This is a genomic window from Roseibium aggregatum (assembly GCF_017309185.1).
Taxonomy (GTDB): domain Bacteria; phylum Pseudomonadota; class Alphaproteobacteria; order Rhizobiales; family Stappiaceae; genus Roseibium; species Roseibium aggregatum_B.
The window spans coordinates 350,630-372,470 of record NZ_JAEKJZ010000006.1; the positions used below are offsets into that span (position 1 = coordinate 350,630).

Annotated in this window: 18 protein-coding genes; 6 read left to right on the forward strand and 12 right to left on the reverse strand. The window is 62.7% G+C overall.

The window, feature by feature from the left end:
- Window positions 1–682: 682 nt before the first annotated feature.
- Window positions 683–4,126, forward strand: coding sequence for a pyruvate carboxylase (gene pyc / locus JF539_RS23565; RefSeq protein ID WP_207143188.1), 3,444 nt, complete (start codon window positions 683–685; stop codon window positions 4,124–4,126).
- 49 nt (window positions 4,127–4,175) lie between these two features.
- On the opposite strand, the gene JF539_RS23570 is transcribed toward pyc, so the two are convergent.
- The 3 genes from JF539_RS23570 to JF539_RS23580 all read right to left on the reverse strand — a co-directional run bounded on the left by JF539_RS23570 (window position 4,176) and on the right by JF539_RS23580 (window position 6,054).
- Complete coding sequence (locus JF539_RS23570; RefSeq protein WP_207143189.1) at window positions 4,176–4,697, reverse strand: DUF1697 domain-containing protein; 522 nt, start codon at window positions 4,695–4,697, stop codon at window positions 4,176–4,178.
- Between the two features lie 34 nt (window positions 4,698–4,731).
- Window positions 4,732–5,487 (reverse strand): glutamine amidotransferase, encoded by a 756-nt coding sequence (locus tag JF539_RS23575; protein WP_207143190.1) that lies wholly within the window; start codon window positions 5,485–5,487, stop codon window positions 4,732–4,734.
- A 90-nt stretch (window positions 5,488–5,577) separates the two neighbouring features.
- On the reverse strand, window positions 5,578–6,054 hold the full coding sequence (locus JF539_RS23580; RefSeq protein WP_207143191.1) for a TerB family tellurite resistance protein: 477 nt from the start codon (window positions 6,052–6,054) through the stop codon (window positions 5,578–5,580).
- A 327-nt stretch (window positions 6,055–6,381) separates the two neighbouring features.
- Here JF539_RS23580 and JF539_RS23585 point away from each other — a divergent pair, with 327 nt between their 5' ends.
- The 5 genes from JF539_RS23585 (at window position 6,382) to JF539_RS23605 (ending at window position 14,515) form a co-directional block, all read left to right on the forward strand.
- A complete protein-coding gene (locus JF539_RS23585; protein ID WP_207143192.1) occupies window positions 6,382–7,644 on the forward strand; it encodes an imelysin family protein in 1,263 nt (420 codons plus the stop codon).
- 87 nt (window positions 7,645–7,731) lie between these two features.
- Complete coding sequence (locus tag JF539_RS23590; RefSeq protein WP_207143193.1) at window positions 7,732–9,261, forward strand: di-heme oxidoredictase family protein; 1,530 nt, start codon at window positions 7,732–7,734, stop codon at window positions 9,259–9,261.
- Window positions 9,258–10,334, forward strand: coding sequence for an imelysin family protein (locus JF539_RS23595; protein WP_209017533.1), 1,077 nt, complete (start codon window positions 9,258–9,260; stop codon window positions 10,332–10,334). Before JF539_RS23590 ends, JF539_RS23595 begins: the two co-directional genes overlap by 4 nt.
- The gene (locus JF539_RS23600; RefSeq protein WP_207143194.1) at window positions 10,315–11,472 is read left to right on the forward strand and encodes a DUF1513 domain-containing protein; all 1,158 of its coding nucleotides are present in this window, start codon (window positions 10,315–10,317) and stop codon (window positions 11,470–11,472) included. The genes JF539_RS23595 and JF539_RS23600 overlap by 20 nt, the downstream gene beginning before the upstream one ends.
- 127 nt (window positions 11,473–11,599) lie before the next feature.
- Window positions 11,600–14,515: an AsmA family protein gene (locus JF539_RS23605; RefSeq protein ID WP_207143195.1), complete on the forward strand. Its 2,916-nt coding sequence runs from the start codon at window positions 11,600–11,602 to the stop codon at window positions 14,513–14,515.
- A 55-nt stretch (window positions 14,516–14,570) separates the two neighbouring features.
- On the opposite strand, the gene phnN is transcribed toward JF539_RS23605, so the two are convergent.
- The 9 genes from phnN to phnG all read right to left on the reverse strand — a co-directional run bounded on the left by phnN (window position 14,571) and on the right by phnG (window position 21,791).
- Window positions 14,571–15,152, reverse strand: a complete 582-nt coding sequence (gene phnN, locus JF539_RS23610; RefSeq protein WP_328809306.1) for a phosphonate metabolism protein/1,5-bisphosphokinase (PRPP-forming) PhnN — start codon at window positions 15,150–15,152, stop codon at window positions 14,571–14,573.
- Window positions 15,145–16,290: an alpha-D-ribose 1-methylphosphonate 5-triphosphate diphosphatase gene (locus JF539_RS23615; protein WP_207143196.1), complete on the reverse strand. Its 1,146-nt coding sequence runs from the start codon at window positions 16,288–16,290 to the stop codon at window positions 15,145–15,147. Before JF539_RS23615 ends, phnN begins: the two co-directional genes overlap by 8 nt.
- The gene (locus JF539_RS23620; protein ID WP_207143197.1) at window positions 16,287–17,000 is read right to left on the reverse strand and encodes a DUF1045 domain-containing protein; all 714 of its coding nucleotides are present in this window, start codon (window positions 16,998–17,000) and stop codon (window positions 16,287–16,289) included. Before JF539_RS23620 ends, JF539_RS23615 begins: the two co-directional genes overlap by 4 nt.
- A 112-nt stretch (window positions 17,001–17,112) precedes the next feature.
- Window positions 17,113–17,817 (reverse strand): phosphonate C-P lyase system protein PhnL, encoded by a 705-nt coding sequence (gene phnL / locus JF539_RS23625; RefSeq protein WP_207143198.1) that lies wholly within the window; start codon window positions 17,815–17,817, stop codon window positions 17,113–17,115.
- An 8-nt stretch (window positions 17,818–17,825) separates the two neighbouring features.
- Window positions 17,826–18,614 carry a phosphonate C-P lyase system protein PhnK gene (gene phnK, locus JF539_RS23630; protein ID WP_207143199.1) on the reverse strand — a complete coding sequence of 263 codons (789 nt, stop codon included), beginning with the start codon at window positions 18,612–18,614 and terminating at the stop codon, window positions 17,826–17,828.
- Window positions 18,611–19,552, reverse strand: a complete 942-nt coding sequence (locus JF539_RS23635; RefSeq protein WP_207143200.1) for an alpha-D-ribose 1-methylphosphonate 5-phosphate C-P-lyase PhnJ — start codon at window positions 19,550–19,552, stop codon at window positions 18,611–18,613. The genes phnK and JF539_RS23635 overlap by 4 nt, the downstream gene beginning before the upstream one ends.
- Entirely contained in the window at window positions 19,549–20,670 is a 1,122-nt protein-coding gene (locus JF539_RS23640; RefSeq protein WP_207143201.1) for a carbon-phosphorus lyase complex subunit PhnI, read from the reverse strand. The genes JF539_RS23635 and JF539_RS23640 overlap by 4 nt, the downstream gene beginning before the upstream one ends.
- 3 nt (window positions 20,671–20,673) lie before the next feature.
- Entirely contained in the window at window positions 20,674–21,318 is a 645-nt protein-coding gene (phnH, locus tag JF539_RS23645; RefSeq protein ID WP_236042623.1) for a phosphonate C-P lyase system protein PhnH, read from the reverse strand.
- Window positions 21,318–21,791 carry a phosphonate C-P lyase system protein PhnG gene (gene phnG, locus JF539_RS23650; protein ID WP_207143202.1) on the reverse strand — a complete coding sequence of 158 codons (474 nt, stop codon included), beginning with the start codon at window positions 21,789–21,791 and terminating at the stop codon, window positions 21,318–21,320. Before phnG ends, phnH begins: the two co-directional genes overlap by 1 nt.
- Window positions 21,792–21,841 lie beyond the last annotated feature (50 nt).

Sequence of the window (21,841 nt, forward strand, 5' to 3'; positions counted from 1 at the left end):
CACGAAATCCTGATTCTCGTCAAGGGGTTGTGTCGTGTCGCGCCACCGCGCGCGATTTTCTCGGATTCCCTGTCAAGATTTAATTTTTAGATAATCGGTTTTGCGGGCCTGGTCCGAGCGGTGTTCACGATTGGACACAGCGTGAACGAATCCCGGACGAATCGCTGATTCAAAAAGGTTTTCAGTTTGTTCTCACAATATCTTGTAGGTGCGGTTGCGTCGTGAACCTACTCAAGAGCCGGACAATTCAGGACATCAAAGGAAATTTTCAGGCTTGGGGGACCATCGTGTCCCAATTCGGGGCGGTCCGGCGGAGATGCTCCTCCCAAGGTCGCCGTAGGGAAGTTGCGCAAGGCCGCTGACAGACCCTCGAGGGGTCATTTCAGACGCCTGAGGCGACGGCCTGGCGCAGATCCGAATTGACCGGGAGAGCTTTGCGAGCTGTCGGTGGAGCCTGTTCGTCATCCTTTTCTTGCTGCGTTGCGAATTTTTCGAAAACCCAGAGACTGCGGGGGCTTAAACCGAATTAACGTTCGTTTTCCAGCAGTTACCACCGCGGCCGCACAAGTGTTCTGCCGGTAAGGAAGACGGCGCCGGACGCGGCCCTTTTCAAGCGCCTTCGGCCAAAGTAGTAATCTTCCTGATGCGGTTTTTGCCGTTAGCCATTTAGGGGAGAAGGCGTTTGGCGATTACGAAAATTCTCGTTGCGAACCGGTCGGAAATTGCGATCCGGGTGTTCAGGGCGGCCAACGAACTTGGTCTGAAAACCGTCGCGATCTATGCCGAGCAGGACAAGCTGGCGCTGCACCGGTTCAAGGCGGATGAAGCCTATCAGGTCGGCACCGGCCTCGGGCCCATCGAAGCCTATCTCTCCATCGACGAGATCATCCGTGTGGCCAAACACGCCAAAGCCGACGCCATTCACCCGGGCTACGGTCTTCTTTCGGAAAGTCCGGAATTCGTGGATGCCTGCGAGGAGGCCGGCATCACCTTTATCGGTCCGAAATCGGAAACCATGCGGCGTCTCGGCAACAAGGTCGCGGCGCGCAACCTGGCGGTCGAGGCGGGCGTGCCGGTCATGCCGGCGACCGAGCCGCTGCCCGAGGACATGCGTGAAATCAAACGGCTGGCCGCGGGGATCGGCTATCCGGTCATGCTGAAGGCCTCCTGGGGCGGCGGCGGACGCGGCATGCGCGTGATCCCGGACGAGGCGACGCTGGAAAAGGAAGTGCTGGCGGCCAAACGCGAAGCCAAGGCGGCCTTCGGCAAGGACGAGATCTACCTGGAGAAGCTGGTCCAGCGCGCGCGCCATGTGGAAGTGCAGATTCTTGGGGACGGCCAGGGCGGGCTGGTGCATCTTTTCGAGCGTGACTGTTCGATCCAGCGCCGCCATCAGAAGGTGGTCGAGCGCGCGCCGGCGCCCTATCTGGACGAGACCAAACGTGCCGAGCTTTGCGAATACGGATTGAAGATCGGCCGTGCCGTGAACTACCGGGGCGCCGGCACGGTCGAGTTCCTGATGGATGCCGACACGGGCGCGGTCTATTTCATCGAGGTGAACCCGCGGGTTCAGGTGGAGCACACCGTTACCGAGGAAGTCACCGGCATCGACATCGTGCAGGCCCAGATCCGGATTTCGGAAGGCGCACGCATCGGTACGCCGGAAAGCGGCGTGCCCGCCCAGGAGGACATCCGCCTCAACGGCCACGCCCTGCAGTGCCGGATCACGACGGAAGACCCGGAGCAGAATTTCATTCCGGACTATGGCCGGATCACCGCCTATCGGGGCGCGACCGGCTTCGGCATCCGCCTGGACGGCGGCACAGCCTATTCCGGGGCGGTCATCACGCGCTACTACGATCCTCTCCTGGAAAAGGTGACGGCCTGGGCGCCGACGGCGGAAGATGCGCGCCGGCGAATGGACCGGGCCCTGCGCGAGTTCCGCATCCGCGGCGTGGCCACCAATCTGGTGTTTCTGGAAAACATCATCACGCACCCGGATTTTCAGGCCAACAGCTACACGACCCGCTTCATCGACGAAACGCCGGCGCTGTTCGCGCAGACCAGGCGTCAGGACAGGGCCACCAAGCTTTTGACCTATATCGCCGATGTTTCGGTCAACGGTCACCCCGAGACCAAGGGGCGGATGCGGCCGCCGAAAGACATGGCCGCACCGGTGGTTCCGGATTTCGGCGACGGCAGGCCGGAGGGCACGAAACAACTGCTCGACAAGCTGGGGCCCAAGGGGTTCGCCGAGTGGATGAAGGCCGAAACGCGCGCGCTGGTGACGGATACGACCATGCGCGACGCCCATCAGTCGCTTCTGGCCACGCGCATGCGTACCCATGACATCGTCAATGTGGCCGAAGCCTATGCGAGCGGCCTGCCGACGCTGTTTTCGCTGGAGTGCTGGGGCGGGGCGACCTTCGATGTCGCCATGCGTTTTCTGACCGAGAGCCCGTGGGAACGGCTTCATCTCGTCCGGGAGAAGGCGCCGAACATTCTTCTGCAGATGCTTCTGCGCGGCTCCAACGGCGTCGGTTACACAAACTATCCCGACAATGTGGTGAGGTTCTTCGTCAAGCAGGCGGCGGAAAACGGTGTCGATCTGTTCCGGGTCTTCGATTGCCTGAACTGGGTGGAGAACATGCGTGTCTCCATGGACGCGGTGCAGGAGGCGAACAAGCTCTGCGAGGGCGTGATCTGCTACACCGGCGACATGCTCGACAGCGCGCGCCCCAAATACGACCTCAAGTATTACGTCGCGCTGGCGAAGGAGCTCGAGGCGGCAGGCGCCCATATTCTCGGCCTCAAGGACATGGCCGGCCTGCTGAAGCCGGAAGCGGCCAGGGTCCTGATCAAGACCCTGAAGGAAGAAGTCGATCTGCCGATCCATTTCCACACCCACGACACTTCGGGCATCTCGGCGGCCACCGTGCTCGCCGCCGTGGAGGCGGGGGCCGACGCGGTCGACGCGGCGATGGACGCGCTTTCCGGCCTCACGTCCCAACCGTGCCTCGGCTCCATCGTCGAGGCCCTGCGCGGCAGCGAGCGGGACACGGGTCTCGATGCCGCGACCATCCGCAAGATTTCCTTCTACTGGGAAGCGGTGCGCACCCAGTACAGGGCGTTCGAGAGCGATCTCAGGTTCGGCGCCTCGGAGGTCTACCTGCATGAAATGCCGGGCGGCCAGTTCACCAACCTGAAGGAACAGGCAAGATCGCTCGGACTGGAAACGCGCTGGCACGAGGTTGCGCAGGCCTATGCGGACGCGAACCGGATGTTCGGCGATATCGTCAAGGTGACACCGTCGTCCAAGGTGGTCGGCGACATGGCGCTGATGATGGTCAGCCAGGGACTGACGGTGGACGACGTCGAGGACCCGGCCAAGGACGTGGCCTTTCCGGACAGCGTGGTGAAGATGCTTCACGGCGACCTCGGCCAGTCGCCGGGGGGGTGGCCGGAAGCGCTGCAGGCCAAGGTGCTTAAGGGTGAAAAACCGATCACCGTCCGTCCGGGGTCCCTGCTGGACGAGGCGGACCTTGAGGCGGAACGCAAGGCGATTGCCGAAAAGACGGGTCATGAGATCGATGACGCCGAGCTCGCCGCCTACCTGATGTATCCGAAGGTCTTCACCGATTTCGACAAGGCGCAGCAGCAATACGGGCCAACCTCGGTTCTGCCGACGCCTGTCTATTTCTACGGACTGGAGGCGGGCGACGAGATCGCCGTCGATCTGGAGCCGGGCAAGACGCTGGTGATCCGGTGTCAGGCGATCGGCGAAACCGACGAGAAGGGCGAAAAGAAGGTCTTCTTCGAGCTCAACGGCCAGCCGCGCAACGTCAAGGTTCCGGACCGGGCCCACGGGGCGAGCGGTGCGGCGGCCATGCGCAAGGCGGAGGACGGCAACGCGGCCCATGTCGGCGCGCCGATGCCTGGCGTCATCTCGACCGTCGCGGTTGCCGCGGGACAGGAGGTCAAGGCGGGCGACGTGCTGGTCTCCATCGAAGCCATGAAGATGGAAACCGCGCTGCATGCGGAGCGGGACGGCAAGGTCAAGGAAGTTCTTGTGAGCCCCGGATCACAGATCGACGCCAAGGACCTGCTGGTGGTGTTCGAGGGCTGATCGAAGCCCGGATGGAAACGGTCGGAAGATTGGCCGATGTTTCACCGGGCTATTGTCCGGCCAGGTTCCCGGCGATCTCAAGAAGAGCCCGGAGGGTGTTCAAATTGCGCGCCGTTCCGGGCTTGAGGGCCGGAAGCTTGAGTTTTGACCGGCCCATTCCCTTCGGATAGTGAACCACTATTTCCGATCCCAGGGCCACGGCCTGTTCTCCGTCCGGGGCGACCATGGTTTCGAGCGCGCCGGGTGGCGCATCTTCCGGCAGGAATACGAAGGCCACCTGTTTCGGATCCGCGTCCGGAAACGGGTTGCGCGCGCAAAGCGTTCTCAAGTCATCGCAAGTCCGCAGAAAGGCTCCCGGCGTGGTGCCGAAATAGTCCGCCAGAGCGCTGTTCAGCGCCTCGTGAGCCTGGCTTCTGTCCATGTCCGTGCGAAATACGAGATTACCGCTCTGGATATAGGTCGAAACGTCCCGGAAGCCCTGCTTTTCAGCCAGGGCGCGCAAATCGGCCATGGCTATCTTTCCAGTCCCGCCGACGTTCACGGCACGGAGAAAAGCCACGAATACGGTCATGCGGAACACTCCGGTTAGAGCCTTTTTTGCCCGTTCACTCGGCAGCCTTCAATACGCTGCGCTGTGCCGGTGCATCCGCCGTGCCGATCCAGAGGTCGAGGAACCGGTCGAGCCATTTTTTGACCGAGGGGTCGTGGATCAGGCGTCCGGCAAAATGATCGCGGCGGGACTGGGCGCCGGGGAGCACCATGCGCGGGGCGCCTTTGGTCGTCCAGCGGACCATCATCTGATGGGTCAATTCCGGATGAAACTGTATGCCGTAGGCACAGGGACCGACGCGGATGGCCTGGTTCGGATAGGTGGGGCCGCTTGCCAGCAGGTCCGCGCCCCTGGGCAGGTCAAAGCCTTCCCGGTGCCACTGGTAGACCTTTTTCGGCCAGTCCATCAGGGTCTTGCCCGTCTCTGTCGGTTTCAGCGGATAATAGCCGATTTCAACGAGATCGTCGCAGTGACCGCCGACCGTTCCTCCCAGATGCTTCACCAGCATCTGGGCGCCCAGGCAAATGCCGAGAAAGGGTTTTTCTTCCCGCAGGGGAGTCCTGATCCAGTTGATTTCCTTATGGACGAAGGCGTCCGGATCGTTCGCGCTCATCGGTCCGCCGAAGATCACGGCGCCGGCGTGATCCGCCATCGTGTCCGGCAGGCTGTCGCCGAAACGGGGCTTGCGGATGTCGAGCGCGAAGCCGCGCCTGACAAGTTCCTGGCCGACACGTCCGGGAGACGAGTTTTCCTGGTGGAGTACGATCAGAACTTTCGGGCGGTTGCCGCCACCATCGAGCTGAAATCTCATGACATTCATATTAGGGTGCAGTGCGGAAAAAATCGAGCCCCTGCGCCGCAGCTTTTGCCAAAAGCGGCCGGACGGTGGATATCCCGGGGTTCACTCCGTTTCCCCTTCTTCGGGCGCGGTTTGAGCGACCTTGTGGCGGAGGGTCATCCGGTCACGCGTGGAAACCCCGAGCAGTTCGGCCACCCGCCAGATGGTGTTGTCCTCGAATTCGTGAACGTGGCCATCCGCGTAGACGATCTCCCACATCATCTCGACAATGGCCAGCCGTTCCGTTTCGTCCGTGGTGCGTTTGAGCACGGAGGTGAAGCCGTAAAGATCGACGGCCTCCTCATCCCGCTGTTTGGCGGCGGCAATGAGTTTCGTCGTCTCGGTGTCCGAAAGGGAGTAGTGCTTTTGCAGGATCTGCCGGAGCTTTTCGCTTTCGCTGTCCTCGATCACCCCGTCGACATCGACCAGATGAAACAAAAGCGCCGCCGCCGCCAGACGCGTGTCGTCCTCGGCGAAGGTTTTCTTGCCGCTGTCTCCGAGCGTCATTTCCCGGACAAAGTTCTTAAGCGCACTCAGCATCGTGATCGGTCCTGTTACCCGGCCTTCCGTCAGGCCACATAAATAGCTAACCCAATCTCTTCCTCGCATCAAAGGGTTGCCGCTCACTTTACGAAAACACGGTTTCCTTCGGATTGTTTTTTTCCATGTCTAAACTTGACGACTCCAAGTCATGATTTTTGGAATGGTTCTAAAGTATTGATTTTTTTAAATATATAACTTGACTTTCACATTCTTAAAATGATTTCTCCAGAGCTTGTACGGTGCTGCGCGCGCCAAGCCCTTTTTGGCGAATGCCGGTGCCGCGGCAGCATCTGAACGGCATGTTTTAAAAATCGGGATGGAACGATGAAAAGCTTCAAGTACGGCCTTCTGGCTGCCACCGCATTGTTTGTCAGCCCCGCCCTGGCGGCGGCGCCGGCCGATGTCCTGTCGACCTACGGCGATATCGCCCAGGCGAAATATTCGGATTCCCTCGAGACCGCGAAAACCCTCAAAGCCGCGATCGACAAGCTGATCGCGGAACCGACCGAAGCCAATCTGGAAGCCGCCCGCGCTGCCTGGCTGGAATCGCGCAACCCTTATCAGCAGACGGAAGCCTACCGCTTCGGCAACGCCATTGTCGACGACTGGGAAGGCAAAGTGAATGCCTGGCCGCTGGACGAAGGCCTGATCGACTATGTCGACACTTCCTACGGTGAAGAGTCGGAAGAAAACGACCTGTACACGGCCAATGTGATCGCGAACCCGAGCCTTGAAATCGCGGGTGAAACCGTTGACGCCACTGAGATCACCGCAAGCCTGCTGGAAGACAAGCTGCAGGAAGCCGGCGAGGTGGAAGCCAATGTTGCCACCGGTTATCACGCCATTGAATTCCTGCTCTGGGGCCAGGATCTGAACGGCACGGACGCAGGCGCCGGCGCCCGTCCTGCAACGGATTTCGACCCGGCCAACTGCACCGGCGGAAATTGCGAGCGCCGCGTTCAGTATCTGCAGGCAGCGACCGACCTCCTGATCTCCGACCTGGAAGAAATGGTTGCCGCCTGGTCGCCGGACGGCGCGGCGCGCAAGGAACTGGCGGACAAGGGTGAAGAGGGCGGCCTCGCCACCATCCTGACAGGCATGGGTTCGCTCTCCTACGGCGAGCTGGCCGGCGAGCGCATGAAGCTCGGCCTGATGTTGCACGACCCGGAAGAAGAGCATGACTGCTTTTCCGACAACACCCACATGTCGCATTACAACGACGTGATCGGTATCCGGAACGTCTATTTCGGTGAATACAAGAGCCCGCTCGGCAACGACGTCACCGGCGCTTCCCTGGCTTCGCTCGTCGAAGCAAAGGACGCTGCGCTCGCCGAGGAAATGAAAACCAAGCTCGACGCCACGCTGGCGGCTTTCGAAGCGCTCAAGGCCCGCGCCGAAGGCGGTGAGGCCTACGATCAGATGATCGGCGAAGGCAACGAGGAAGGCAACGCAGTGGTGCAGGCCGCTGTCGACGCCCTGGTCGACCAGACCACCACGATCGAGCGTGTGGTCAAGACCCTGGAACTCGACGACATCGCGTTCGAAGGCTCCGACAGCCTCGACAATCCGAGCGCGGTCTTCGAATAATCTATCAGGTCCGGGCGGCGCGGAGGCGCCGCCCGGCTTTTTGTTCCGCGAATTTGGGGCTCGCGGATGACATGCAGGATGCGCGGAATGAAACTGGCCTCCGGACCGGCCACCTTGTCAGGCGTGGTTTTGGCCTTCTGGCTACTGACAGGCCCCGTGCCCGCGGACGAACGCCTGGAATACCGGGACGATCTGTCGGTTGAGGACCTTGCGAAGGTCTCCGGGGTTTTGGGGGCACCCCCCGATTTCGAGAAACCGGAACGTTTCGAAACAATGCAGGGCGGAGCGGGGACAAACACCAGACGTCCCGGCCGGGACTCCTTTTCCAAATCGAATGCGAACATCACCTTCGAGGAAGAGCAGCTCTTCAAGCTCGGTAACGGTCTGTTCAAGAAGCTCTGGACCTCGTCACCCGCCTCGACGCGGGCATCCGACGGCCTCGGACCTCTCTACAATGCCCGCTCCTGTCAGGGGTGCCATCTGAAGGACGGCCGTGGCCGGCCGCCCCTGCCGGGCGACCGGGCCGTGTCCCTGTTCCTGCGGCTTTCCGTACCGCCGCAGACCGACAAACAGCGCCAGGACATCGCGGACAAGAAAACCCTTTTCGTTCCGGAACCGGTCTATGGCGGCCAGTTCCAGAATTTCGCCGTCACGGGCCTGAAAGGCGAAGGCCGCTTCGATATCGAACACCAGGAAATCGAGGTCCCGATGAATGGGGGCGAAACGGCTGTTCTTCAAAAGCCGGTTTACCGGATAAGAGATCTTGGCTACGGCAACATGCATCCCGACACGTTGATCTCGCCGCGGGTCGCGCCGCCGATGATCGGCCTCGGGCTTCTGGAGGCGATCCACCCGGGCGATCTGGAAATGCAGGCCGATCCGGATGATCTCGATGGCGACGGCATCTCGGGAAAGATCAGCCGGGTGCGGGACCCGAAAACCGGAGACCTGACCGTCGGACGGTTCGGCTGGAAGGCCTCCAACCCGACCGTTAGGGCGCAGGCGGCGGACGCCTTTTCCGGCGATATCGGCATCAGCACACCGGAAAAGCCCGACAACTACGGCGATTGCACGCAGGCGCAGGAGGCCTGCCGTACCGCACCCCATGGAGAACAGCCCAACCTCGGCGTCTCGGAGGCTCCCGATCCGGTCATGGATCTGGTGACGTTTTATTCGGCGAACCTCGCGGTTCCCGCGCGCCGGGACGTGGGAGACCCGCAGGTCTTGAAGGGCAAGCAGGTTTTCCACGAAGCCGGTTGCCCGGCCTGCCATCGGCCGAAATACGTCACTCGCCGAAACGCGGAGAATCCGGCGCACAGGTTCCAGCTGATCTGGCCTTACACCGATCTTCTGCTTCATGATATGGGTGAGGGATTGGCGGACCATCGCCCGGTCGGCGACGCGAGCGGACGCGAATGGCGCACACCTCCGCTCTGGGGCATCGGGCTCACGGAGGCGGTGAACAATCACACACGTTTCCTGCATGACGGTCGCGCACGAAATCTGCTGGAAGCCGTGTTGTGGCACGATGGAGAAGCGAAGCCGGCCCGGGACCATGTCGTGTCCCTGTCCCCTGGGGACCGCCAGGCGCTGATACGGTTTTTGGAGTCCTTATGATACGCCGTCTGATGCTGGCGATGATCGCCCTATGTACTGCCGCCCCGGCCATGGCCACGGATTTCACGCCACAGCTGGAGAATTTCATTTCAGGCTATATCCGGCCGTCGACCGCGGAATTCGCTTCGACCGCAGCGGCATTGCCGGGCGCGGTCAGCGCCGTTTGCGAAAAGACGGACGATGCTTCGGCGGAACGGTTCAGGGAAACTTATACCGACACGGTTCTGGGGTTCGCCAGGATCCATTTTTTACGGTTCGGTCCGCTGCTCGAGGGAGACCGTCTTACCCGGCTCGCTTTCATGCCGGATCCCCGCAACGCGGCCCAGCGTCAGATACGGCGGGTCTACGGCAACGAGGACGCAAGCGTTTTGTCAGTGGACACGCTCAAGGACAAAAGCGTCGCCCTACAGGGCCTGACGGCTCTTCAACTGATCGCTTTCGGCAAGACCGGGGATGTCCGGCTCGGCGAACCGGGCGACACCCGGGACTTTACCTGCGAATACGCTCTGGCGATCGCGCAAAACGTGGCCGCCGTCGGGGAGGCGGTCGCCAGGGACTGGGCCGATCCGGACGGCTACAGCCGGCTGCTTCTGACCGCAGGTCCGGACAACGAGCGGTTCCGGACCTCCAAGGAGGCCATTGAAACCGTCTTCAACGCCCTGGTGACGGGGATCATCATTGTCCGGGACCAGGACCTCCTGCCGGCGCTCGGGTCGTCGCAGAAGGGCGCCAAACCGAACCGGTTTCCCTTTTCGCGCTCCGGCAACGGCATTGCCTTCATCTCCGAGGAACTCTCCGGCATCCGGGACGGCGTCGCCAGCCTGAAACTGGAAGGTCTCGTTGCGGAGGAGTTCGAGTGGATCTTTGGCGCGGTGTCCTTCGAGTTCGACAACGCGCAGGGCTATCTGGACAACCTGCAGCCGCCGCTGCGCGCAACATTCGGCGATGGCGAGAGCTACGGCCGGGTGACCGTCCTGGCAATCACACTGAAATCGATCAGGGACACGCTGGCCCTCGAACTTGCCGGCGCCCTCGGACTGGCCGGAGGCTTCAATGCGCTGGATGGAGACTGACGTCAAAACCCTGTCACGCCGGAGCTTTCTGGCCGCCCTGGGCGGGCTCGCGGCAACACCCGCTTTTTGCGGGTCGACCCTGGCGGAAAGCCTGTTGAGCCGGGAAGCGGCGGACGGCGTTCCCCTCTTCGTCAGCGCTTACAAGAAGACCAACGGCGATTACGGCATCGGTATTCTGGACGATCTGGGGCAGGTTCTTGGTGAAATCTCCCTGCCGGGCCGCGGTCACGGCATCGCCGTCTCGCCGGACAAGCAGCAATTCGTTGCCTTCGCCAGGCGGCCGGGAACCTTCGCGGTGGTGGTCCGGCCCTATGAAGACCGGCGGCCGGAGGTGCTGACCTCCGAACCCGGCCGGCATTTTTACGGCCATGGCTGTTTTTCGGCCGACGGCCGGCTGCTCTATGCGGTCGAAAACGACTATGACGCGGTTCGCGGCGTGGTTGGCATCTACGACATGTCCGGCGAAAGCGTGCGAAGGATCGGGGAAATCGGCACCCACGGCATCGGTCCGCATGACGTGATGCTGACCCCGGATCGCAAGAGCCTGATCGTCGCCAACGGGGGCATCGAGACCCATCCGGACAGGCCGCGCGAAAAGCTGAACCTCGACACGATGGCGCCGTCGGTCGTCTATCTCGACATCGAAAACGGCGACCTGCTTGCCGGTCATGCGCTTGACAAATCCCTGCATCAACTGTCGCTGCGTCACATGGCCATGGACGCGGACGGACGCGCGTGGGTTGGCGGCCAGTACGAGGGGCCGCTATCGGAAACGCCACCGCTCGTGGCCATGATGTCGCGGGACGAGGCCATGAAGGTCACAGACATTCCGGATGGGGTGGCTGCGGGATTGAAAAACTATATCGGCTCGGTCACCGCCAACCGGTCCGGGGACGTTATCGCGACCTCGGCCCCGCGCGGTGGGCAGACCCTGTTCTGGAAGGCGTCCTCAGGCGCGTTTCTGGGCGCGGAGCCGATCGTGGACGGCTGCGGGGTGGCGCCGATCGATCAGGGAGATTTCCTGATTTCCGACGGCAACGGTGCGCTTTCCCTGATCACGGACCCGGCACAACCGCCAGAAATTCTGGCCCGGCCTCCCGGATTTGCCTGGGACAATCACATGTTTGCACTGAGCTGATCCGGCGTTCAGGCCGATCAACCGGGCGCAAAACCGTTGTGTTTCCCTATTTTGTCAAATTCTACAGGCATTTTCATGCTTGGTATGGTCTAAATTTGGGCCGATTCGCAAAAGGGAGACCCGGACTATGCGACGGCTTTTGATCGGACTGGGCTGTGTGGCGGTTTTGCTTGTAACCATCGTTTTGGTGGTGCCGCTGTTCCTGCCCAAGGAGGAGATCAAACGCCAGGTTGTCGAACAGGTCGACAACCGGCTGGGCTGGCGCGTGCGCCTCGACGGCCCGGTGTCGCTTTCGCTGTTTCCCGGCTTCATCCTGGTTGCCGAGGATATCGGCCTTGCCGGCGAGGCCGGGGCCGACGGGATCGAATTCGCCAAGGCCAGGCGCATGGAGTTCGGACTGGCCTGGGGCGGCCTGATCTCCGGCAACATCCAGGTGACGGGCCTGACGCTCGAGGAGCCGGATATTTTTCTGGAGGTGATGCAGGACGGTTCGACGAGCTGGCAGCCACGGCGCAACCTGGACATTCAGGCGGAGCCTTCCCCGGAAGAGGTGCAGGCATCGCGGACCGATGAAGGCACGCCGAACGCGGCCAGCCAGACACAACCGGAAAGCGGCTCCGCCACGGCGGCTTCGCAAGGCTATCTGAAAAGCATCGGTGTCGACAGGCTGCGCATTACCGGCGGCACGATGACCTACAAGGATCCTGCAAGACCGGAGCCGGTCAGGATCACCGACCTGGACCTGGACCTCACCGCGCCCGATCTGAAACGCGAAGTGGACCTGTCATCGCGGTTCACGTTCCAGGATATTCCGGTCGAAGTATCGGGAACGCTCGAAAACCCGCTCGGTCTGGCTGCCGGCGAACAGGCGCCTGTCCGCCTGTCGGTCTCTTCCGGTGACAACAAGCTTACCGTTTCCGGCGAAAGCGGGCTGAAGCCCGTGCGCGCGAACCTTGCCATAGAGGCGGCCGGTCCGTCGCTGAAAGCGTTTGCGGCTCTTGCAGGCCTCGATCTTGAAGCCGATCCGGGCGCCTTTTCCATGGATGCCAAGGTGGCTGGAACGGAGGCGGCCTTTTCGCTTGCCGATTTGCATATCCTTCTCGGAGAGCTGTCTCTCGGCGGAGCGGCCGATGCGGATCTGACCGGCCTCGTTCCGGAGGTGTCCGGCCGTCTGGTCTTGAAGAACGGTTCGATCCCCGACCTTCTTCTGCTCGCCGGCAAGGATCTGCCGGCAAGCGGTGCCTTGAGCGCCGACCTCGCGTTCGGAACCGTCGGCATGACCGCTTCGGAACTTCTCGCAGGGCTCGATATCAACGGCACCGTTTCCATTTCGGAAGGGGAAATCGGCGGGCTTGGACTGGCCTCCGCCGTCGGGGGCGATCCGGAGGCGGACCGGCTGACGAACCTCGCCCTGGATGTGGACCTGAAAGGCCTGGACGATCCGATCGCTTTGAGCGGCGCTCTCGTGTGGCGCGGCGAGGCCTTCAGTCTGACCGGCGAGGCGGATCCGCGGCGCTTTCTCGAGGGAAGCGACACGCCGGTTTCCGTGACGGTCAAGGGCAACCGGGTAAGCGCCGGTTTCGACGGGCGGGCGGCGATGACCGGCACTGTCGACGGGGCGGTGCGAGTGGAAACCGGAGACCTCCGCGGCCTGATGGCCTGGATGGGACAGCCGCTCGGTGCCGGCGGCGGCCTGAAAACCTTCAAGGCTTCCGGCATATTCGGTATGCAGGGCGATACAGTCACCTTCGAGGAAACCCGGTTCACCCTCGACGAGACCTCGGGCGAGGCCAATGGCCGGATCGATCTGGGCGGCAAGCCCAAGGTGACGGCAAGGCTGGCGCTCAGGGAACTGGTGCTCGACCCCTATCTCGACGGACCGACCGGCGCGGCTGCGGCCAACGCCAAGAAGTCTACCGCGGCGAGCGATGGAAGCGGCGGCGGCAAGGTCGATCAGAGCCGGGTCCAAAACGGCACCAAATCCGTGTGGAGCACGGCGCCGATTGACTTCGCCGGGCTTCAGGCCGTCGACGCTGACTTCAAGCTCACGACCCGGGAAATCCGCTGGGACAAGATCAAGATCGGCGAAAGCGCGCTCTCGACCACCATTCAGGACGGCGTTCTGACGGCCAATCTGGAAAAACTGGCGCTTTACGGTGGAGCCGGCTCCGGGGCTGTTACGCTCAACGCCGCGAAGGCAACGCCGGAAGTGGCCGCGAAGTTCTCCCTGTCCGGGCTGGACGCCTATCCGCTGCTGATGGACGCGGCGGCGTTCAGCTGGATCGAGGGCGAGGCCGCGATCGGTTTCGATATCGGTTCGTCCGGTGGCAGTGAGCAGGCGCTCGTGGAAGGCCTGAACGGCACCGCGAGCTTTGAATTCATGGACGGGGCGATCCGGGGCATCAACATTCCGAAAATGGTGCGCGGCCTGTCGGTGGAAACCCTGCTCGGATGGCAGGAGACGACGGAAGAAAAGACCGACTTCAGCACACTTGCCGCGTCCTTTGATATCGCAAAAGGCATCGCGACGACGAACGATCTCACGCTTGTCGGTCCGCTCTTGCGCATGTCCGGCAAGGGCACGACCGACATGCCGAAAAAGACGCTTTCCTGGCGGGTGGAGCCGAAAATCGTGCCGACCCTGGAAGGCCAGCCGCCGCAGCCGCGCCGCAAGGGCGAGGACAAGAAACTCGCGGGCCTGGGCGTTCCGGTCGTGATCAAGGGGTCCTGGTCCGACCCCCGCATCTATCCGGACATCAAGGGCATCCTCGACGATCCGGAAACGGCCTACAAGCAGCTTCAGCAAACCGGCGGTGAGTTGATTGCCATCCTGCAGGGCAACAAGGACGTACCGGAAGATCTGGTCGAGACCGCGAACTCCGCCATTCGAAAGGCCACCGGCGGACGGTCCCAGATCGACATCCAGAAGGTCATCGAGGGGGATGTCGACGACGAGGAAGTGCTCAAGGCCGTTGAGGAAGGTTTCGGTCTGCCGTCGGGACTGCTCGGAAACGTTTTCGGCAAGGACAAGAAGAAGAACTGACGGGTCGTTCGGCCACCGGGCGACTGTCGTCCGGTCCGGGGCGGGCTTGCCGGTGTCAGTTCAGACCCAGAGCGTTCATCATCCGGTCCACGCCCTCTTCCACGGTTCCCGTGTTCTCGATCCGGACCAGACCGGGGACGTCTTCCGGTTCCAGGGTCGCCCTTTCCAGACGCTTTAAAATGTCTTCGCGGCTTTCCCGTCCACGGGCGGCGAGGCGTTCTGCGAGAACTTCGGCAGGAGCGGTGATCAGGAGGACGATCGAGTTCTTGTATTTCTCTGTCGCCCGTTTCAGCATCCTTCGGGAACCGTTGGCGATGACCGTCTCGCCGGCGCGGACAATGTCGTCATAAGTCTCGGGAATGACATAGCCCAGCCCATGGGCTTCCCAGGAGAGGGCGACCCGGCCGGACGAAACCAGCCTGTCGAATTCGCCTCTTTCCAGCGTGTCGTGGTCTTCCGCTTCCGGGTCCGCCTCACGGGTGATCGCCCGGCGGGCGAAATGGATGTTCTTCCGGTCCCGGAGACGATCTTTCAGGGCGGACATCAACGTGTCCTTGCCAGCGCCGCTCGGGCCAACGACCAGCACCATCCGGCCCGGCCCGAGTTTGTCCGCTGTCTCCGGGGTCTGTTCAGGCAACCCGCTTGCCCTCACGCCAGACACCGCGCACGACCGGGACGTTGCCGATCAGCCTGACCTGAATGAGGTCGGCCCTGAGGTCCGGGGCCAAAATGCCCCGGTCGGTCAGGCCGATGGCCTTCGCGGGGGCGGATGTGACCATCGCGACGGCTTCCGGCAAGGCGATGGTCTCGATCTCCTCGGCGAGCTGAAATGCCGCCTGGATCAGCGACACCGGCACATAGTCGGAGGACAGCACATCCAGATAGCCGGCCTCGGCCAGTTCCCTTGCCGAGACATTGCCGGAGTGGGAGCCGCCACGCACCACGTTGGGCGCGCCCATGAGGACAGCCATGCCGGCTTCATGCGAGGCCCTGGCCGCCTCGACCGTGGTCGGGAATTCGGCGATCCTCGTCTTCAGATCGATTGCTTCCTGCACATGGGCGGCCGTTGCGTCGTCGTGGCTGGCGACGGCGATGCCGTGTTCCTGGGCGAAGGCGGAGAGCTTTTTGCGGTTTTCAGGCGCCAGGCTGCTTGCCCGTTCCTGCCGCCTGCGGATGAACTCCGCCATTTCTGCGTCGGAAAAGCCCTTCTTGCCCTGGTAGTAAATCTTGTAGGCGTCGAGGGAGACGAACTGGCGCTGGCCCGGGGTGTGGTCCATCAGCGAGATCAGACGGATGCTGTCGTCGTCCTCGAATTCCCCGAAAGCCTGCATCACATCGGGGGCGGAAACCTCGCAGCGCAGGTGAATGAAGTGATCCGCACGCAGGCGTTGCTCCTTCTGCCCGGTCTCGATGGCCTGTGCCAGCGCAAGCATGTCCGGCACGAGCAGATCCGCGTCCTCGTCCATGCCGACACGGAGCGCGTCGAAGACGGTGGTGATGCCGGCGCAGGCAATCTGCGCGTCGTGGGCCTGAACGGCCGAAACCGGGTTCCAGCGCACCTTGGGGCGCGGCGAATAGTGGGTTTCCAGGTGATCCGTGTGGAGTTCGACCAGGCCGGGAAGAAGGAAGTCGCCGTCGCAGTCATGGCCCTCGACGTCGGAAGGCGTGCCGATCGAGGCGATCCGGCCATCGTCGCCGACCGAAAGGGAGCCGTCGATCACCTCGTCCGCCAGAACGAGCCGGGCGTTTTTGAAAACCTTCGGATGCGTGCTCATGCAGTCTCCTTGAGCGCCTTGGAACCGCTCAGTTTAAATACCGTGTGAACCTGAAAGGGCGCGCCGCGTTCCGGCTCGAGATAAAGCGCGAACGTGGAACAGGTGCGGGGCTTTTTCGTGATGTCCTGGAAATAGTCTTCAGCGGCGGCTTCCATGAGTGCCGCTTCCGCGTCGTCGTCCAGTTTTTCCGACAAGGTCATGTGGAAACGGAACTCGTCGAAAACATAAGGATAGCCCCATTCGCTCAGGTATGCATCCTGCCGGGCCGTCAGAGCGCTTTGGCGCCGGCGCTTCAGGTCAGCTTCCGACAGCGGTGCGCGGAACGGCCCGAAGCGCCGGACGCAGAGGTCCGCGAAGGCCCGCAGGTCCGGGTCGTCCGCATTCGGCGTCAGCGCCAGAAAGCGGCCGAGACGGTTGACGGCAAGGCCTGCGGTTCCGAAAGGCGCGATCTCTTCGGCGAACACTCCGCAGGCTTCCAGCAGTCCCGCTTCCGTTTGACCTTCGCACAGGAAAAAGGGCGCTTTCAGCGTCCCGTGGAACCCGTAGCGGCGCGGGCTGACGGTCAGTTCCTCAAAGCGCGCGGCCGTCATCCCCTGAACCGGCGGCTGCGGCAGGTCCGCGCCGGTGACAGGATCCCGGCCCAGCCAGGCATTGCCGAGCCGCATCAGGGGATCGCCGGCATCGGCGGCAAAATAGATGGCGTAGCGCATGGTTGAATTCACGGATTTGAAGATCGGGAGCGGCCAAGCTTGGCCTAAGGGCGAGCCATGTCCGTTCTGTGACAGTTTGCGGCTGCGGGCAAGTGTTTCCAGTCTTTTGTCTTCAGGCGGCGGCCTCCGCGGAGAAGTTTGTGACGTCGACGATCCGGTCGGCGATTTCCTCGCGCACATCCTGATCGTGGAGAATACCCACCATCGCGACGCCCTGCGCCTTCTTCTCCTCCACCAGACGGACCACGACCGCCCGGTTGGCGGCGTCGAGCGAAGCTGTCGGTTCGTCCAGTAGCAGGATCGGGTAATGGGCGATGAAGCCACGGGCAATGTTGACGCGCTGCTGTTCGCCACCGGAAAAGGTCGCGGGTGGCAGGGTCCAGAGCCGTTCGGGCACGTTCAGCCTGGCAAGCAGCGCACGCGCCCTGTCCAGTCCTTCGGCCTCATCGGCGCCTTGCGCGATCAACGGCTCGGCAACGACATGCTCGGCCGAGACACGCGGGATGGTGCGCAGGAACTGGCTGACATAACCGATGGTGTCCTCGCGCAGGCGCAGGATCTGCCGGGGCTCGGCGTCGGCGACGTTGACGATGCGGTCGCCGACGGTCACCAGGATCTGGCCCTTGTCGCAGCGATAATTGCCGTAGATCATTTTCAGGATCGAGCTCTTGCCCGCGCCCGATGGTCCGCCGAGCACCACGCATTCGCCGGTATCGACGGAGAATTCGACCCGGTCGACCACGGGAATGACCGTGCCGCCCTGCAGGTGCATGGTGAAGGACTTGCCGACATTGTTGAGATAGAGGCGAACTGGCATTTTGGACCTCATACCTGAAGGATCGAGGAGACGAGCAACTGACTGTAGGGCTCGCGGGGATCGTCGAGCACCTGGTCGGTCAGCCCGGTTTCGATGACGTTGCCATGGCGCATCACCATGATCCGGTGCGACAGCAGACGCGCGACGGCGAGATCGTGGGTCACGATCACCACGGACAGTCCGAGATCGGCGACCAGCCGGCGCAGCAGATCCAGCAGCCGGGCCTGGACCGAAACGTCCAACCCGCCGGTGGGCTCGTCCATGAAGACAAGTCTCGGCTGGGTGACCAGATTGCGGGCGATCTGCAGGCGCTGGCGCATGCCGCCGGAAAAGGAGCGGGGATCGTCGTCAATGCGGTCGCTTTCGATCTCTACCCGTCCCAGCCAGTCGTCGGCGGTGGCGCGGATGTTACCGTAATGGCGTTCGCCAACCGCCATCAGGCGCTCGCCGACATTGGCACCCGCAGAGACGTTCATGCGCAGGCCGTCGGCGGCGTTCTGGTGGACGAACCCCCAGTCGGTGCGCATCAGAAGTCGCCGCTCGGCCTCGCTGAGCTGATAGAGATTGCGCATGGCGCCGTCGCGCATGCGGTATTCGATGGCGCCCGCTGTCGGCGCGAGCCGGGTGGACAGACAGTTGAGCAGGGTGGTCTTGCCCGAGCCGCTTTCCCCTACGATGGCCAGCACCTCGCCCGGCCAGAGATCGAAGGAGACATTCGCGCAACCGATCCGGTCGCCGTAATAGCGGGTGACATTGCGGACCTGCAGGAGCGGATCCTCGGACTGGAACGCTTTCATCGGTCCGTCTCCTCCTGTTTGCCGCCGCCGATATGGACGGCCGCCGGGTCGGCCGCCATCGGGCCGGTGTGGCCCTCTGCGCGGCGTTCCTCGCAATAGTCGCTGTCCGAACAGACGAACATGCGCCCGCCCTTGTCGTCGAGAATGACCTCGTCCAGATAGACGTTCTCCGCGCCGCAGAGCCCGCAGGGCATGTCGAATTTCTGGACCTCGAAGGGGTAGTCCTCGAAGTCGAGGCTTTTCACGTCCGTGTAGGGCGGAATGGCGTAGATGCGCTTTTCCCGGCCCGCGCCGTAAAGCTGCAGGGCCGCCATCCGGTCGATCTTCGGGTTGTCGAATTTGGGTGTCGGCGAAGGATCCATCACATAACGGCCGTTGACCTTCACCGGATAGGCGTAGGTCGTCGCGATATGGCCGTTCTTGGCGATGTCCTCGTAGAGCTTGACATGCATCAGGCCGTAATCTTCCAGCGCGTGCATTTTCCGGGTTTCCGTTTCGCGCGGCTCCAGAAAGCGCAGCGGCTCGGGGATCGGCACCTGGAAGACGATAATCTGGTCCTCCCGCAGGGGTTTTTCCGGAATGCGGTGACGGGTCTGCACGATCGTCGCCTCGGAGGTTTCATAGGTGGTCCTGACCCCGGCGGTCTTTTCGAAGAAGCCGCGCAGGGAGACGGCATTGGTGGTGTCGTCCGAGCCCTGGTCGATCATCTTCAGGCAATCGTCCTTTCCAAGGATGGAGGCCGTCACCTGGACGCCACCGGTCCCCCAGCCGTAGGGCATCGGCATTTCGCGGGAGGCGAAGGGCACCTGATAGCCCGGAATGGCGATGCCCTTGAGGATCGCCCGGCGGATCATGCGTTTGGTCTGTTCGTCGAGGTAGGCGAAATTGTATTCGCCCCCCGCGAAGTCATAAGTCTGAAGCTGAGCCGTCCCGGTCATTCCGCGGCCTCCTGAGTGTTGCCGGAGCCGTTTTCCTGGCGGCGTTTCTCGAACCACTCGTCGCGCATCCGGCGAACGAGATCGAGCTCTGCCTGGAAGTCGACATAGTGAGGCAGTTTCAGGTGCTCGACGAAGCCGGTCGCCTGAATATTGTCGGAATGGGACAGGACAAACTCGATATCCTGAGCCGGTGCGACCGGCTCCTCGCCCAGTTCCTGCCAGCGCAGGGAGCGGTCGACCATGGCCATGGACATGGCTTTGCGTTCCACCTGGCCGAAGACAAGCCCATAACCCCTGGTGAAGGCCGGCGGGGCCTTGGCCGATCCGGCGAACTGGTTGACCATCTGGCACTCGGTCACCTTGATCGTCCCAAGCGTGACGGCGAAGCCGAGTTCCTCGGCGAAGAATTCGACTTCGACCTCGCCGTAGCGGATTTCGCCGGCGAACGGGTGCGTGCGGCCATAGCCACGCTGGGTGGAATAGGCCAGCGCCAGGAGAAAGCCCTCGTCGCCTCTAGCAAGGTTCTGGAGCCGCAGGTCCCGGTCCGCCGGAAAGGACAGCGGTTCGCGCGTGAGATCGCCGACGGGTGCGTCCCCGCTGTCTGTGGAGCTCGGTTCGATCAGGCCTTCGTCGCCCAGAAGATCGGTCACGCGCGGCATGCCGACGTCTTCGACGGGAGCGGTTTCAGCGGCGGGCACCGCGTCGCCGTCTTCAGCCGCGAGCGCGAAATCGAGCAGACGGTGGCTGTAATCGAAGGTCGGGCCCAGGACCTGACCGCCCGGCAGATCCTTGTAGGTTGCCGAAATCCGGCGTTCGACCAGCATAGCGGCGGTATCGACCGGCTCGCTGTAGCCGAAGCGCGGCAGGGTCGTGCGGTAGGCACGCATCAGGAAGGCGGCCTCGATCAGATCGCCGCGCGCCTGCTTGATCGCAAGGGCGGCGAGGGTTTCGTCGTAGAGCGAGCCTTCGCCCATCACCCGGGCGACGGAGTGAGAAAGCTGCTCCGCGATCTGCTCGAGCGTCAGAGCGGGAACGGAGGTGTCGCCCCGCCGGCGCTTGGCCAGAAGCTTGTGGGCGTTGCGGATGGCTGTTTCACCTCCCTTGACGGCAACATACATGGTTCAGCTCTCCGGCAAGGTGACGTGGGTGGAACGGGGCAGGGCGGCGATTTCCGCGCTGCCGGCGAAGATCAGATCGACGCCGCGCGGGAATTGCCTGTTGTTGGCGATGACCTGATCCCAGAACGTCGGTGGAACGGGTTTCGGCGCGAATTGCGCGCTTTTTTCGATGCCCGGTCCTTCAAGGGTGACTTTGTCGCCGTCGCCGAAATCCTGTTTCAGCAGGATGACTGTGGTGGATGTGTCCGGATATTCCGCCGAACCCTGGTTGAAGCTTGCCAGGGAAATCAGCTGAAGCGGATCGGCGACCAGGGCGAAAGCCGCTTCGACCGGTTCGCTCACGATCGGCGCGCCGGTGTGAAACCGCAGAAACCCCTTGACCTCGTCCGAGGCCATCAGAGTGCGGTCGAGCCAAACCGGCGTGTCGTAGTCGAAAAGGGTAAGGGCTGCGGCGGCGCCCGCCGGGGTCAGCGGTGCGGGCGGCGTAAGTTCCGAGGTCCTTACGCCATGGAGGGTCCCGGGCCGGGCCATGGCATTCATGATCGCGCGAAAACAGTCCTGGGCGTCGTGAACCGGGTCCTGAAACCCGGGAGCCAACGCGCTGTTTTGCGTTGCATTTTGAGGCATCGTCTCGGCGGCGGCCGGCATCAGTTGTCTCCCCGTACCATGGTGAAGAAATTGACCTTGGTTGCTTCCGTCTCCTCGCGGACAGTCTCCTTCGCCGCGGCCTGTTCGGCGGCAAGGGGGGCGATCACCTCGGCCTCGATCCGTTCCCGGATCTCGCCGCACTGCCAGAGCGCATCGATGACGGCCGACTGCAGCGCCTTTTTCTTGTTGCGGCCGAGGCTGTAGGCGCTGCCGGTCTCGCCGGTCTCCAGACGAATGACGCAGCGGGTCACGGTGACTTCGCCGAGGTTGAACGGGCTGCCGGTTCCGCCCATGCGGCCGCGCACCATCACCAGCCCGGTTTCCGGCTGCCTAACGATGCCGAATGGCGGTGCGTCAAGGCGTTCGAAACGTTCGGCGACCGCTTCGGGGCTGGCCGCCGCGAGGACCGCCATGACGTTCTGCCGGGCGGTTGCGGAATCTTGAGGGGTAGTGCTGGAAGCTGTGTCGGTCATGAAACACGCCTTCGGTCTGGCCGTCATAGGAGGCGACTTCAAAAGTCACC